Here is a 13,677-nt window from a genome sequence, read left to right as displayed (position 1 = left end):
CCCCGACCCACAACAAAACGCAAGGCGCTACCCGCACCCCCACCGAGCCCGCACAGGCGCCGCAGGCACCACACGACGCACCCCCACCGAACGACGCACACCCCACCGAACCCACGCAACCCACGCAACCCACCACAGGCATTCCCGGCCAAACCACCGGAGCACCAGCACTCCGCACCCGACTACCCTGCTGGTCATGACGCCCTCGGCCCCCACCCCCGCCTACCGCCGCCTGAGCGTCGAGGAGCGCCGCAGCCAACTCCTCAACGCCGCCCTCACCCTCTTCGCCCACCGCACCCCCGAGGACGTGTCCCTGGACGACGTGGCAGAGGCGGCCGGCGTCTCACGCCCCCTGGTCTACCGCTACTTCCCCGGCGGCAAGCAGCAGCTCTACGAGGCCGCCCTCCGCTCGGCCGCCGAAGAACTCCAGCACTGCTTCGACGAACCCCGCGAGGGCCCCCTCCTTCCCCGCCTCTCCCGCGCCCTCGACCGCTACCTGGCCTTCGTCGACGAGCACGACACCGGCTTCAGCGCACTGCTCCAGGGCGGCAGCGTCGTGGAGACGTCCCGCACGACGGCCATAGTGGACGGAGTCCGCCGCGCAGCCGCCGAGCACATCCTCAGCCACCTGGAGGTCACCGACCCCGGCCTCCGCCTCCGCATGACCGTGCGGATGTGGATCACCGCGGTCGAGGCGGCCTCCCTCATCTGGCTCGACGAGGACAAGGAGCCACCGGTGGAGGAACTGCGGGACTGGCTGGTGGAACAGTTCACCGCCGTGCTCTCGGTCACCGCGGCCCGCGATCCACAGACCGCCGCACTGGCCGAGAAGCTCGCGGCGGATGGCTGACACTGGTGCCGTGAAGAGCGAAGACACCCCCTTCGAGGGCGGCCCCATGGACGGCCGCGTCCTCCCCGTACTCCTGGGCATCACGGGCCACCCGCCCAAGACGTACCGCATCCCCGTCCCCGACCCGCACGGCGGCCCGCCCACGGTCCTGGTCTACCGCCGCGTCCCCCGCACCCCGGGCACCCCCGGCTCCCGCACCGGCCTCACCCGGCGCTGGAAGTACGAGTACGCCCCCGAAGGACTGCAGCCCCGCCGACTGAACTGGCCGTGGTCCAAGCCGGAAGCCACGCCGCGGGGCAAGCCGGACGACACCGACGGGTGACCTTTTTACGCCGATCCGCGCACACCTGGCGCGCGAACCCGGCGATCGCGTCTAAAGCTCGCGATGCGGAGCAGAGAGCCTCTCCGCACCGGAGGTGATGACGTGTCAGGAAGGCTTCTCCGTCTGGCGTGTACGGCGGCCGCGGCGACCACGGCGGCCGGCACGATCCTCGCACCGACCCACGCGACGGCCGCGCCCGAACCCCAGGAACGCTCCGTCGCCGGTCTCCTGACGGACCTTCAGCGCCTCTACCGCGAGGCCGAACAGGCCACGGAGACCTACAACGCGACCGAGGAAAAGCTCAGGCGGCAGCGCACCGAGGTCACCCACCTGGACACGGCCCTGTCCCGCGTCCGTGTCTCCCTGCACGACAGCCGGGGCGCCGCGGGCCGCCTGGCCCGCCAGCAGTACCAGAACACCACCGACATCTCCCCGTACGTGCACCTGCTCCTGGCCCGCGACCCCCAGCACGCCCTGGACCAGGGCCACGTCATCGGCCGGCTGGCCCGCGAGCGCGCCGCGACGGTAGGCCGTCTGACCGGCACCGAAAGGAAGGCCGACGAACTCGCCCGCAAGGCCCGCAAGGCCCTGGACGACCAAATCGCCCTCGCCGAACGCCGGAAGAAGGAGAAGGACGCGGTCCACAAGCGACTCAAGAGGATCGAGGAACTCCTGGCCGCCCTCACCGCCACGCAGCTCAAGGCCCTGGCCGACCTGGAGAAGAAGGACGCCACCAGAGCCCAGCAGGACTTCCTGGCGTCCGGCGCCCTCGCCAAGGACGACCACAAGCCCTCACGCGAGAGCGCCCGGGCGGTGCGCTACGCCAAGAAGCAGCTCGGGAAGCCGTACAAGTGGGGCGCGGAGGGCCCGAAGTCGTACGACTGCTCGGGCCTGACCTCCGAGGCCTGGGCCCACGCCGGTACCCGGATCCCCCGCACGAGCCAGGAGCAGTGGGCGCAACTCGACCGCATCCCGCTGACCGAACTGCGCCCGGGCGACCTGGTCGTCTACTTCCCGGACGCCACCCACGTGGCCATGTACCTCGGCAAGGGCAAGGTGGTCCAGGCGCCGCGCACCGGCGAGAAGATCAGGATCTCCCCGATCGCGTCCAACCCGGTCCTGGGAGCCGTACGCCCCGAGGTCAGGTCCCAGAAATCTCAGCGAGGTAAGCCTGGGTCTTCTCCGGCTCATAGAAGTAGTTCTCGAAGTCGGCCGGGTCATTGAACCCGTTGGCGAACCGGTCGGCCACCTGCGGCAGCTGCCCCGCCGCGCCGATGAGGCCCAGGATGTGCTCCGGCGGCGGCGCCAGCATCGCGTTCGTCCACTTGGTGACGTGCTGTGCGGTGTCCCAGTACCGGTCGAAGGTGCTGCGCATCCACGCCTCGTCGAACTCCTTGTCCCCGTGTTCGAGGATCGAGCCGAGGTACGCGGCCGCGCACTTGGACGCGGAGTTGGAGCCCTGCCCGGTGATCGGGTCGTTGGCCACGACGACGTCCGCCACGCCCAGGACGAGCCCGCCGCCCGGGAGCCTGCCGATCGGGTTGCGCACGGTCGGCGCGTACCGCCCGCTCAGCACGCCGCCCGCGTCCGTGAGCTCGACCTCGGTCGCCCGGGCGTACTCCCACGGCACGTACTTCTCCATGAGTCCCAGGGTCAGGGAGAGGTGCTCCGCCGGGTCCTTCACGCCGTCGAAGACGTCGAGCGGCCCGCCGGGTATGCCCTCCCAGAACAGGATGTCCGCGCGCCCGGAGGTCGTCAGGGTGGGCATGACGAACAGCTCGCCGACGCCGGGGACGAGGTTGCAGCGGACGGCCTCCGTGTCCGGGTGCTCGGGGCGCGGGCCCAGGCCGTGGACGTACGACACGGCCAGCGCGCGCTGCGGCTGGCTGTACGGGGAGCGCTCCGGGTCCCGCCCGAACATCTGGACCAGCTCGCCCTTGCCGGCCGAGACCAGCACCAGGTCGTACGTGCGGGAGAAGTAGTCGAGGTCGCCGACGGCCGCGCCGTGGATGACCAGCTGCCCGCCGCGCTGGGCGAACGTCTCCATCCAGCCGGCCATCTTCACGCGCTGGTCGACGGACTGCGCGAACCCGTCGAGGTGCCCCAGCCAGTCGATCGCGCGCGCCGCGGGACCCTCGCCCCAGGAGCCGGGGGCCGCCACCGAGACGCCGAGTCCTTCGATCTTCGGGGCCTGGGACTCCCAGAAGTTCAGCTGGAGATCGCGCTCGTGCCGCAGTGCCGTGTGGAACATGCACTGCGTGGACATGACCCGGCCGGAGCGGATCTCGTCCGCCGTCCGGTTGGACATCAGGGTGACCTCGTACCCGTGCGACTGGAGGCCGAGGGCTATCTGGAGTCCGGACTGGCCGGCTCCGACGACGAGTATCTTCCGCATGCGGGGCTGTTCTCCTACTCGGGGATCTACTCGGGGGTTTCGTCCAGCGCGTGGCCGACGAGGGACAGCAGGGTCTCGATCACCGAGATCCGGCGGCGCGCATCCATGATCATTACGGGTATCCGGGCGGGGATCGTCAACGCCTCCCGCACGTCCTCCGGCTGGAACAGCTCACTGTCGTCGAAGTGGTTGACCGCGACGACGTACGGCAGTCCGCAGCTCTCGAAGTAGTCCAGCGCCGGGAAGCAGTCCTTCAGCCGCCGGGTGTCGGCCAGGACGACCGCGCCGATCGCGCCGCGCACCAGGTCGTCCCACATGAACCAGAACCGCTGCTGGCCCGGCGTGCCGAACAGGTAGAGCACCAGGTCGTCGTCGAGCGTGATGCGGCCGAAGTCCATGGCCACGGTGGTGGTCAGCTTGCCGGGCGTCGAGGTGAGGTCGTCGGTCTCCTCGCTCGCCTCGGTCATCAGTGCCTCGGTCTGCAGGGGCGTGATCTCCGAGACGGCGGTGACCAGCGTGGTCTTGCCGACACCGAAGCCACCCGCCACGACGATCTTCGTGGCTATGGGGGCCCTGGTGCGGTCCGTCTGCCAGGGCTGTTCGGGCCCCTCTTCGGCGAGGAGCGGGGAGACACCGCGAGCGGCGTCAGAGACGACGGAGTCCACTCAGCACCCTTTCCAGCAGCGCGCGTTCCGGCCGGCCCGTACCGTGGCCGGTTCCGGTGCCGTACACACGGATTTTTCCCTGGTCCGCGAGGTCGCTGAGGAGCACGCGGACCACGCCGAGCGGCATCTGCAGCAGCGCGGCGATCTCGGCCACCGTGCGCATCCGGCGGCACAGTTCGACGATGGCCCGCATCTCCGGCATCACCCGGGTGGTGAGGGAACCGTTCGTCAGTTCCTTGCGCTCCTCGGCGGCCTCCAGTGCGGCCGTGCTGCCGACGATCGTCTCGACCAGCAGGACGTGGCCGAAGCGGGTACGGCCGCCGGTGAGCGAGTAGGGGCGCACGCGGGCGGGTTTGCGGTCGCCGCCGCGGACGGGGAGCTGGGGCCTGTTCTTCGGGGCGTTGCTCATCGGGTACTCCCTGCCGACGCGGTCTCGAGGGATTTCCGTAGCTCGCTGCGGAGTTCGGGGGTGAGGACGTGGCCGGCGCGCCCGACGAAGAGCGCCATGTGGTAGGCCACGACGCTCATGTCGCAGTCCGCGGAGCCGTGCACGCCGAGCAGGGAGCCGTCGCTGATGGACATCACGAACAGGCTGCCCTCGTCCATCGCGACCATCGTGTGCTTCACCCCGCCGAACTGCATCAGCTTCGCGGCGCCGATGGTGAGGCTGCCGATGCCGGAGACGATGGTGGCGAGGTCGGCGGAGGAGCCGCGGGGGCCGGTGGGCCTGCCGCTGCTCGGCTCCCGGGCCTCGGTGTTGCGGGCGTCATCGGAGGAGAGCAGGAGCAGGCCGTCCGAGGAGACCACCGCGACTGACTGGATGCCCGGCACCTCCTCGACCAGATTCGTCAGCAGCCAGTGCAGGTTGCGGGCTTCACTGCTCAGTCCGAAGGTACTGGGCGCGGTCAACTGCTTGCCTCCTCGACGGTGCCCCCCGTGGCTGCTTCGGATTCGGTGCGTCCTGCGGATTCCGCGGATTCTGCGGTTCCCGCGGTTTCCGCTGTCGGTGCCTTGTTCTGGCCCGTCTGCTCGGCGATCTCCGCCTGCACGTCGCGGTAGCCGGCCTCCGCTCCCCTGCGGAAGCCGCCGAGCCTTCTGCGCAGGGCATCGGCGTCGACACCGCCGGTCCGCTGGCGCGGGGCCTGGGCCGGGGCGGTGATCTTCGGGGTGCGCTTGGGCAGGCCCTTGTCGGTGACGAGTTCCTCCCCCTCGTCGCCGGCTTCCCCCTCGTCGCTCTCGTCCCTCTGGTCCCTCTCGTCCCGGGCACGCTCATGGGTGTCGGGCCCGATGGCATAGGGATCGGTGACCGGGGTCTCCGTCTCCTGGGCGGGGCCGGCGGGCTGCTCCGGGATCAGGAGTTCCATCGTCGTCTCGGCGGGCGCCGCCTCGGGTGCCTTACGGTCCTCCGGCTCGTCCTCCTGAGCGGTCTCCCGTACGGCGGTCTCCTGTACGGCCGTCTCCTGTACGGCCCTCTCCGCCAGCGCCACCAAGGGGTCGCTGTCCTTCGAACGGCCGCGCATGACGTTGGAGTTGGCCTCCGCGTCGGCGCCCGGAAGGGAGAAGGTGTGGGTGCCGGCACGGTGCGGGGAGTCGGCGGGGACCGCGGCCGCGGGAGCCGCCGCGAGGAGGCCCTTCGACAGGACCGCGACCGCCGCGATGCCGCCCTGCTTCTGCTCGCGGAGCCGGACACGGATGCCGTGGCGGTGGGCGAGGCGGGCGACGACGTAGAGGCCGAGGCCGAGGCCCTCGTCGCCCTCCTGGTCGTAGGAGGCCTCGGGGTCGAAGTCGGCGAGCCGGGAGTTGAGCCGCGCCAGGCGCTCGTCGGTCATGCCGATGCCCTCGTCCTGGACCGAGAGCATGACCTCGCCGTTCTCCAGCAGCCAGCCGGAGATCTCGACGGGCTGGTCGGGCGGGGAGAACGCGGTGGCGTTCTCCATCAGCTCGGCCAGGAGGTGGGAGAGGTCGTCGGCGACGAACCCGGCCACGTGCGCGTGCGGCGGCAGCGCGGCGATCCGGACGCGCTCGTACCGCTCGATCTCGCTGACCGCCGCGCGGACGACGTCGACGAGCGGGACCGGCCCGGCGTGCTGCTGGACGTGTTCGGTGCCGGCCAGGACGAGGAGGTTCTCGCTGTGCCGGCGCATGACCGTGGCGAAGTGGTCGAGCTTGAAGAGCGTGGCGAGCCGGTCCGGGTCCTGCTCGCGCTCCTCCAGGCCCTCGATGACGGCGAGTTGACGCTCGACGAGGCCGAGGGTGCGCAGGGCGAGGTTCACGAAGGTGGAGCCGATGGTGTCCCGCAGACGCTCCAACTGGGCTGCGGAGTCGGCGAGTTCGGTACGCAGCTCCTCGCGGGCGTCGGCCATCTTCTGGCGCTGGCCGACGAGGTGCTTGCGGTCGGACTCCAGCGTGGCGATGCGCTCGTGGAGGGCGGCGGCGTGCGCGTGCAGGGCGTTGACGGAGTTGACGACCTGGGCGAACTCGTCCTTGCGGCCGGTGAACTTGACCGGCTCCTCCGCCGCCGGGTCCTCGGCCTGGGCGAGCCGCGCGGAGCCGATCCGCAGCACGGCCAGCGGCCGGGTGAGGGAGCGCGCCATGCCGGTGGCGACGCCGACGGCGAGCAGCATCAGGGCGCCGAGGATCGCGATGCGGATCTCCAGCGCGGTGACGTCGTCGTCGCGGAGCTGTTCGAGGTCCTTGGTACGGCGGTCGTAGAGGGCCGACTCGACGCCGCGCATCAGGTCGACGCGGGCGGACAGGGCGCCCTCGGCGCGCTGGATGTCGGTGTTCAGGTCCCGGGCGGAGAGCGCGGACTGGTCGGTGAGGGCGGCGAGATACCGGTCGGCGGTGTTGACCTCGGGGCCGGTGACCGTGGAGTCGTACGACGTCCGCGCGGACTTGGGGGCGGTGTCGTGGAAGTCGGCGAGGGCCGCGTCGGAGCGCAGGCGGGCCTGCTGGGCGGCGGCGCTGAGCACGGCGCGCTGCTTGGCGTCGGCGGCCGAGGAGGTCTTCTGGGTGGTCGCGAGGCCGGTGACCGGGTCGACGACGGTCTCGGTGGTGGTCGGCACGCTGAGCGCGGCGAGCAGCAGCCCCCGGGTGGCGGCGGCCTGCTGCACGGCGGAGTCCAGCTCGGCCAGCGCGTAGGCGCCGGGACCCGTGCGGGGCGGCATCTGCTCGGCCAGTTGCTCGGCGAGCCGGTGGAGTTCGGTGATGGCGGCCGAGTAGGCCTCGTGCGCTTCCAGCGCGGTGCTCTTGCCGGTGAGCGCGGCCCGGCGCACGGCCGCGATGCCGTCGAGATCGTCGTGGAGCGAGGCCGGGGCGTCGGTGTCGGCGCGCAGTTCCTCGACCTGACGGTCCACCCGGGCGCTGCGCTGCTCGCTGGGCGCCTTGGACTTGGGCCGGCCGGCGGCGATGTACGAAGAGACCTCGTCGCGCTCGTCGGCCAGGGAGTGGGCGAGGGTGAGCGCGTCCTGGGTCTGCTCGGCGAGCGTCACCAGTTCCTGGGAGTCGTGCAGTTGCCCGGAGGCGGCGACGATCGAGGGGACACCGGCCGCGGCGATGGCGGCGGCCACGACGGCAACGGCGACGATCAGCCGGTTGCGTACGTGCGTCGGGCGCCCCTTGCCGGCGGGTGTGGCGTCGGTGGTGGTGCCGGGAGTGGGCTGCGTGCCCCCTGCGGAGGCCGTCTGCTTGCCTGAGCGACGAGGCCGCATCTTCTGCACCGGTGCTCGCATTCCTGACTCGTGATACCCATGGTCCGAGTGACGTTCCGTCAACTAATGCCGACCGACTGTACGTACACTCGATGCGGTTCCCGACCCTCCCAGTGCCGGTGGACAGCGGCCGCGCATCACCTGACCCGCCACCCGAAGGAGTGAACCCCGGAGGAGAGTTGGCGGGCAAGTTCTTCCGGCGCGCACACATGCCTTGCGCGGCGGGCCGGTTGGACGTCTGCGGCGGGCGATGGCAGTATTCGCCGCCACGCCTGGCCGGAGCGAGCCATTCCACCCCAAATCAGGCGTCTGACCTGCACGGCTGCACCCATTCGGCAACCGATGCAACCCCTTCGCAAACCTTGTGAAGGGCTCGTGCAGACTGGCCGAATGCGAACAGAGCTTGCTTCCGAGCCCGGCGACCGGACGCGCCCCAACGAGGACTTCGCGAGCGTCGGACTTCCCGCCTCGGGACAGGGCGGCGCGCTGGTGGTCCTGGACGGCGTGACGCCGCCGCGGGGCGAGACGGGCTGTCTGCATTCCGTCCCCTGGTTCACCGCGCGGCTCGGCGGCGCACTGACCGAACTGACCGTTTCACTCCCGGATGTTCCCCTCGCCGACGCCCTGACCCGCGCCCTCGCGCGTACCGCCGAGGCCCACGCCACGACCTGTGACCTTTCTCACCCGCGTACCCCACAGGCAACGGTGGTTCTGGCGCGGTGGTCGCCGGAGTCGGTGGAGTACCTGCTCCTGTCCGACTCGGCCCTGCTGGTGGAGTCGCCGGACGGCACGGTCACCCCCTACCTGGACGACCGCCTGTCCCGCCTCCCGCGGGCGTCCCTGGCCACGGACGCACTGATCGACGCGCACATCCGTAACAAGGAGGGCGGCTTCTTCACGGCCGCCGCGGATCCGTCGGTGGCGGGCCGGGCGGTCACGGGAGTGCTCGCCCGGCAGGAGGTGCGGGCGCTGGCGGCGCTGACGGACGGGGCGACGAGGTGGGTCGAGAAGTTCCGGGAGGGGGGCTGGGCGGACTGCTTCACCCTCGTACGCAAGGAAGGGGCGCAGGCGCTGGTGGACCGGGTCCGGGCGCTGGAGTCGGCCGACGCGGAGGAGCGGGCGTACCTGGGGCGGAGCAAGACGCATGACGACGCGACGGTCGTGTACGCGGAACTGTGAGCGACGGGCCCGGTGAGCCAGGGGCTGCGTGAGCCACGGGGCCGGTGAGTACGGGCCCGGAGAGCCAGGGGCCGCGTGAGTGACGGGGCCGATGACTACTGGCCCGGCGCGCCAAGGGCCGCGCGAGTGACGGGGCCGATGACTACTGGCCCGGCGCGCCAAGGGCCGCGCGAGTGACGGGGCCGATGACTACTGGCCCGGCGCGCCAAGGGCCGCGCGAGCCAAGGGACCGATGACTACGGGCCCCGCGAGCCAAGGCCCGCGCGAGCCAAGGGACCGCGTAAGTCAGGGGCCGCGTGAGCCAGGGGCCACGTGAGCCAAGGGCCGGTGAGTACGGACCCGGTGAGTCACGGAGCCCGTGGGCCTACTTCTCCATCCCCCGGTTCAACTGGTTCAGCAGCCGCGCCAGCTCCGCGACCTCGTCCCGGTCCCAGTGGGACAGCTGCTCGACATACCGGCCCCGCCGGGCCTCCCGCACCTTCGCGACCCGCCCGCGTCCCTCCTCGGTGAGATGGACCAGCCACGCACGCCCGTCGGCGGGGTCGGGCTCGCGCGCGACGAGACCCAGGTCTTCCAGGGCCCGGAGCTGGCGCGACATGGTGGCCTTGCCGACCCCGATGTAGGCGGCGAGTTCGGTGGCCCGCTGGCGCCCGGATTCACCCAGCCGGACCAACAGCCCGTACGCCGCCGACTCCAGGTCCGGATGCACCTCGCGGGCCATCTCGCCCTGCTTGGCCCTGGCGCGCCGGAAGAGGACCGTCAACTCGCGTTCCAGGTCGAGGAATTCAGGCTGGTCCATGCCGCCATCGGGCACTCCCCCGGAGGGGGCACCCCCGGACTCGACTCGCCGGTCCTCGCCGTTTCCGCCTTCGTGCACGTCAGCCCCTGCCTGGTAGGTCCCGGTCCTGAAAGTTTCCGCCAACCGCCGCCATCGCCGCAGCTCCGCCAGTATTTCGCAGGCTCAGACCAAAGGCAGCCTCCGGACCCCCTTCCACCTGCGCTTCTGCGCGCCTAGCTTCTCCATCGAAGCGTGACTGGCATGCACGCGCCACAGCCGCGCTCCACAACGGCGGCCACACCCCCGCGCGTTCCTCACCGAGCACCACCGAGCCTTCGGAGGCACGCTATGTCCGTGCACAGACCCGAACCGCTCCGCCCTCGGCGCCCGCACCTCGCCGGGCTCCTGCTCGCCGCGACCCTCTCCCTCCTCCTCGCCACCCATCCCTCCCCCGCGTCCGCCGAAGACGACGCCCCGTCCCCGGGCTCCGCCCACATGGGCATGGGCGTCGCGACTCACGACGGTGTCCACGGCCTCCCCGACGACGCCCTGGCCACCCAGACGGAAGGCGTGGACGTCTCCAGCCACCAGGGCAACGTCGCCTGGTCGACCCTGTGGAACAGCGGGGTCAAGTGGGCCTATGTGAAGGCCACCGAGGGGACGTACTACACGAACCCGTACTTCGCCCAGCAGTACAGCGGCTCCTACGACGTCGGCATGATCCGCGGCGCCTACCACTTCGCGACCCCGGACACCACCAACGGAGCAACCCAGGCCAACTATTTCGTCGACCACGGCGGCGGCTGGTCCCGCGACGGCAAGACCCTGCCCGGCGTCCTGGACATCGAGTGGAACCCGTACGGCAACGCCTGCTACGGCAAGACCACGAGCCAGATGGTCACCTGGATCCGCGACTTCCTGAACCGGTACAAGGCCAGGACCGGCCGCGACGCCGTCATCTACACCGCCACCAGCTGGTGGAAGCAGTGCACCGGCAACTACAGCGGCTTCGCCACCGCCAACCCGCTGTGGGTCGCCCGGTACGCCGCGGAGGTGGGGGAACTGCCGGCGGGGTGGAGCTACTACACCATGTGGCAGTACACGTCCTCCGGACCGACCGTCGGCGACCACAACAGGTTCAACGGAGCGCTGGACCGCGTCCAGGCTCTGGCGAACGGCTGACCCGTCGTCGTATGACGTACCGCAGCGCGGCGAAGGCCCGGGCCTCCCTCACGGGACCCGGGCCCTGCCTGTCCGGTCTTCGCGGGCGGAGCCCGCTGATGGGCTACGTCGTCACGCCGCGATCGGAACCTCGGGGGCCGCGCCGTCGGTGGCCGGCGACAGGGCCAGTTCCAGGACCTGACGGACGTCGGTGACGGCGTGGACGTCGAGCTTGTCCAGCACCTCTGCGGGGACGTCGTCCAGGTCGGGCTCGTTGCGCTTGGGGATGACGACGGTCGTGACGCCTGCCCGGTGGGCCGCCAGCAGCTTCTGCTTGACGCCGCCGATGGGCAGGACCCGGCCGGTCAGCGAGACCTCGCCCGTCATCGCCACGTCCGTGCGGACCAGGCGGCCCGAGAGCAGCGACGCGAGGGCCGTCGTCATCGTGACGCCCGCGCTCGGGCCGTCCTTGGGCACCGCGCCCGCCGGGAAGTGGATGTGCACGCCCCGGTCCTTCAGGTCGGCGACCGGCAGTTCGAGTTCGGCGCCGTGGGAGCGGAGGAAGGACAGGGCGATCTGCGCCGACTCCTTCATCACGTCACCCAACTGGCCCGTCAGCGTCAGACCCGCCGCACCCGTCTCCGGGTCGGCCAGCGACGCCTCCACGAACAGGACGTCTCCGCCCGCTCCCGTGACCGCGAGGCCGGTGGCCACGCCGGGCACCGCCGTACGGCGCTCCGCCGGGTCCTGGGCGGACTCGGGCACATGGTGCGGCCTGCCGATCAGACCGCGCAGGTCACCGTCGCCGATCGTGAACGGCAGCTCCCGCTCGCCCAGTTCGTGCTGCGCCGCCACCTTGCGCAGCAGCCTCGCGATGGACCGCTCCAGGTTGCGGACGCCCGCCTCGCGCGTGTACTCGCCGGCGAGCTTGCGCAGGGCGCCCTCGTCGATGGCGACCTCGTCGTCGTTCAGGCCCGCCCGCTCCAGCTGGCGCGGGAGCAGGTGGTCGCGGGCGATGACGACCTTCTCGTCCTCGGTGTAGCCGTCGAGGCGGACCAGTTCCATACGGTCGAGCAGGGCCTCGGGGATGGCCTCCAGGACGTTGGCGGTGGCCAGGAACACCACGTCGCTCAGGTCCAGTTCCACCTCCAGGTAGTGGTCCCGGAAGGTGTGGTTCTGGGCCGGGTCCAGGACCTCCAGCAGGGCCGCCGCCGGGTCGCCCCGGAAATCGGATCCCACCTTGTCGATCTCGTCGAGCAGGACCACCGGGTTCATCGACCCGGCCTCCTTGATGGCCCGCACGATCCGGCCCGGCAGCGCACCGACGTAGGTACGGCGGTGGCCGCGGATCTCGGCCTCGTCACGGACGCCGCCGAGGGCGACCCGGACGAACTTGCGGCCCATGGCGTGCGCGACGGACTCGCCGAGCGAGGTCTTGCCGACGCCGGGCGGGCCGACGAGGGCCAGGACGGCGCCGCCGCGGCGGCCTCCCACGACCCCCAGCCCCCGGTCGCTGCGCCGCTTGCGCACCGCCAGGTACTCGGTGATCCGCTCCTTCACGTCCTCCAGACCGGCGTGCTCGGCGTCCAGCACGCGCTTCGCGCCCTGGATGTCGTAGGCGCCAGTGTCATCGGTTCGTTCGTTCCAGGGCAGTTCGAGGACGGTGTCGAGCCAGGTGCGGATCCACGATCCCTCGGGCGACTGGTCGCTGGACCGCTCCAGCTTGTCGACCTCCTTGAGCGCGGCCTCGCGGACGTTCTCGGGCAGGTCGGCGGCCTCCACGCGGGCGCGGTAGTCGTCGGACTCCTCGCCGTCCTGCTCGCCGTTCAGCTCGCGCAGTTCCTTGCGCACCGCCTCCAGCTGACGGCGCAGCAGGAACTCGCGCTGCTGCTTGTCGACGCCTTCCTGGACGTCCTTGGCGATGGTCTCGGCGACGTCCTGCTCGGCGAGGTGGTCGCGCAGTTGCTGGGTGGCGAGCTTGAGACGGGCGATCGGTTCGGCGGTCTCCAGGAGCTCCACCTTCTGCTCGGTGGTCAGGAACGGCGAGTAACCGGAGTTGTCGGCAAGGGCGGACACGTCGTCGATGGCCTGCACCCGGTCCACGACCTGCCAGGCGCCGCGCTTGCGCAGCCAGGCGGTGGCGAGGGCCTTGTACTCCTTGACCAGTTCGGTGACGTGACCCGGCAGCGGCTCGGGGACCGTCTCGTCGAGCCGCGCCCCCTCGACCCACAGCGCCGCACCCGGGCCGGTCGTCCCGGCGCCGATCTTCACGCGGCCGCGGCCGCGGATCAGGGCACCCGGGTCACCGTCGGCCAGCCGGCCGACCTGCTCGACGGTGCCGAGCACACCGGTGCTCGCGTACGTACCGTCGATACGGGGCACCAGCAGCACCCGTGGCTTCCCCGGCTGCGACCGGGCGGCGGCCTGCGCGGCCTCCACCGCGGCGCGCACATCGGCGTCGTTCAGATCCAGCGGGACCACCATTCCGGGCAGCACGACCTCGTCGTCGAGCGGCAGCACAGGCAAGGTGAGCGGTGTGGACGTCGAAGCCATGATCTCCCCTTCGGCAGTCAAGTTGAGCTATGCCGACTCAATGCACGGGGGAGTGCGAATGTTC

At 71.2% G+C, this 13,677-nt stretch carries 12 protein-coding genes; 5 read left to right on the top strand and 7 right to left on the bottom strand.

Features of this window, described 5'->3' with window-relative positions; translation table 11 throughout:
• The first annotated feature begins 196 nt into the window (after positions 1–196).
• The 3 genes from ABD932_RS27445 to ABD932_RS27435 all read left to right on the top strand — a co-directional run bounded on the left by ABD932_RS27445 (position 197) and on the right by ABD932_RS27435 (position 2,396).
• Positions 197–850 carry a TetR/AcrR family transcriptional regulator gene (locus ABD932_RS27445; protein ID WP_345016284.1) on the top strand — a complete coding sequence of 218 codons (654 nt, stop codon included), beginning with the start codon at positions 197–199 and terminating at the stop codon, positions 848–850.
• A 10-nt stretch (positions 851–860) separates the two neighbouring features.
• Entirely contained in the window at positions 861–1,172 is a 312-nt protein-coding gene (locus tag ABD932_RS27440) for a hypothetical protein (protein ID WP_345016282.1), read from the top strand.
• Between the two features lie 102 nt (positions 1,173–1,274).
• Entirely contained in the window at positions 1,275–2,396 is a 1,122-nt protein-coding gene (locus ABD932_RS27435; protein WP_345016280.1) for a C40 family peptidase, read from the top strand.
• Here the strand turns inward: ABD932_RS27435 and ABD932_RS27430 are convergent.
• From ABD932_RS27430 to ABD932_RS27410, 5 genes are read right to left on the bottom strand one after another with little or no spacing between them, the layout of a single operon-like run.
• Positions 2,314–3,567 carry a styrene monooxygenase/indole monooxygenase family protein gene (locus ABD932_RS27430; RefSeq protein ID WP_345016278.1) on the bottom strand — a complete coding sequence of 418 codons (1,254 nt, stop codon included), beginning with the start codon at positions 3,565–3,567 and terminating at the stop codon, positions 2,314–2,316. The two genes, ABD932_RS27435 and ABD932_RS27430, sit on opposite strands and share 83 nt — an antisense overlap.
• Positions 3,568–3,593: 26 nt before the next feature.
• Complete coding sequence (locus tag ABD932_RS27425) at positions 3,594–4,232, bottom strand: GTP-binding protein (RefSeq protein ID WP_345016276.1); 639 nt, start codon at positions 4,230–4,232, stop codon at positions 3,594–3,596.
• Positions 4,213–4,641: a DUF742 domain-containing protein gene (locus ABD932_RS27420; protein WP_126395038.1), complete on the bottom strand. Its 429-nt coding sequence runs from the start codon at positions 4,639–4,641 to the stop codon at positions 4,213–4,215. Before ABD932_RS27420 ends, ABD932_RS27425 begins: the two co-directional genes overlap by 20 nt.
• Positions 4,638–5,141, bottom strand: coding sequence for a roadblock/LC7 domain-containing protein (locus tag ABD932_RS27415; RefSeq protein WP_345016274.1), 504 nt, complete (start codon positions 5,139–5,141; stop codon positions 4,638–4,640). Before ABD932_RS27415 ends, ABD932_RS27420 begins: the two co-directional genes overlap by 4 nt.
• On the bottom strand, positions 5,138–7,963 hold the full coding sequence (locus tag ABD932_RS27410; protein ID WP_425587518.1) for a sensor histidine kinase: 2,826 nt from the start codon (positions 7,961–7,963) through the stop codon (positions 5,138–5,140). Before ABD932_RS27410 ends, ABD932_RS27415 begins: the two co-directional genes overlap by 4 nt.
• Before the next feature lie 369 nt (positions 7,964–8,332).
• Here ABD932_RS27410 and ABD932_RS27405 point away from each other — a divergent pair, with 369 nt between their 5' ends.
• Positions 8,333–9,121: a protein phosphatase 2C domain-containing protein gene (locus tag ABD932_RS27405; protein WP_345016270.1), complete on the top strand. Its 789-nt coding sequence runs from the start codon at positions 8,333–8,335 to the stop codon at positions 9,119–9,121.
• A 364-nt stretch (positions 9,122–9,485) separates the two neighbouring features.
• Here ABD932_RS27405 and ABD932_RS27400 read toward each other — a convergent pair whose 3' ends face one another.
• Complete coding sequence (locus tag ABD932_RS27400; RefSeq protein WP_425587517.1) at positions 9,486–9,998, bottom strand: MarR family winged helix-turn-helix transcriptional regulator; 513 nt, start codon at positions 9,996–9,998, stop codon at positions 9,486–9,488.
• A gap of 249 nt (positions 9,999–10,247) precedes the next feature.
• Between ABD932_RS27400 and ABD932_RS27395 the strand changes: the two genes are divergently transcribed.
• Positions 10,248–11,081: a lysozyme gene (locus tag ABD932_RS27395; RefSeq protein ID WP_345016267.1), complete on the top strand. Its 834-nt coding sequence runs from the start codon at positions 10,248–10,250 to the stop codon at positions 11,079–11,081.
• 111 nt (positions 11,082–11,192) lie between these two features.
• On the opposite strand, the gene lon is transcribed toward ABD932_RS27395, so the two are convergent.
• Positions 11,193–13,613: an endopeptidase La gene (gene lon / locus ABD932_RS27390; protein ID WP_345016265.1), complete on the bottom strand. Its 2,421-nt coding sequence runs from the start codon at positions 13,611–13,613 to the stop codon at positions 11,193–11,195.
• Positions 13,614–13,677 lie beyond the last annotated feature (64 nt).

Source organism: Streptomyces shaanxiensis (genome assembly GCF_039537145.1).
Taxonomy (GTDB): domain Bacteria; phylum Actinomycetota; class Actinomycetes; order Streptomycetales; family Streptomycetaceae; genus Streptomyces; species Streptomyces shaanxiensis.
This window is presented reverse-complemented; position numbering and strand designations above follow the sequence as displayed.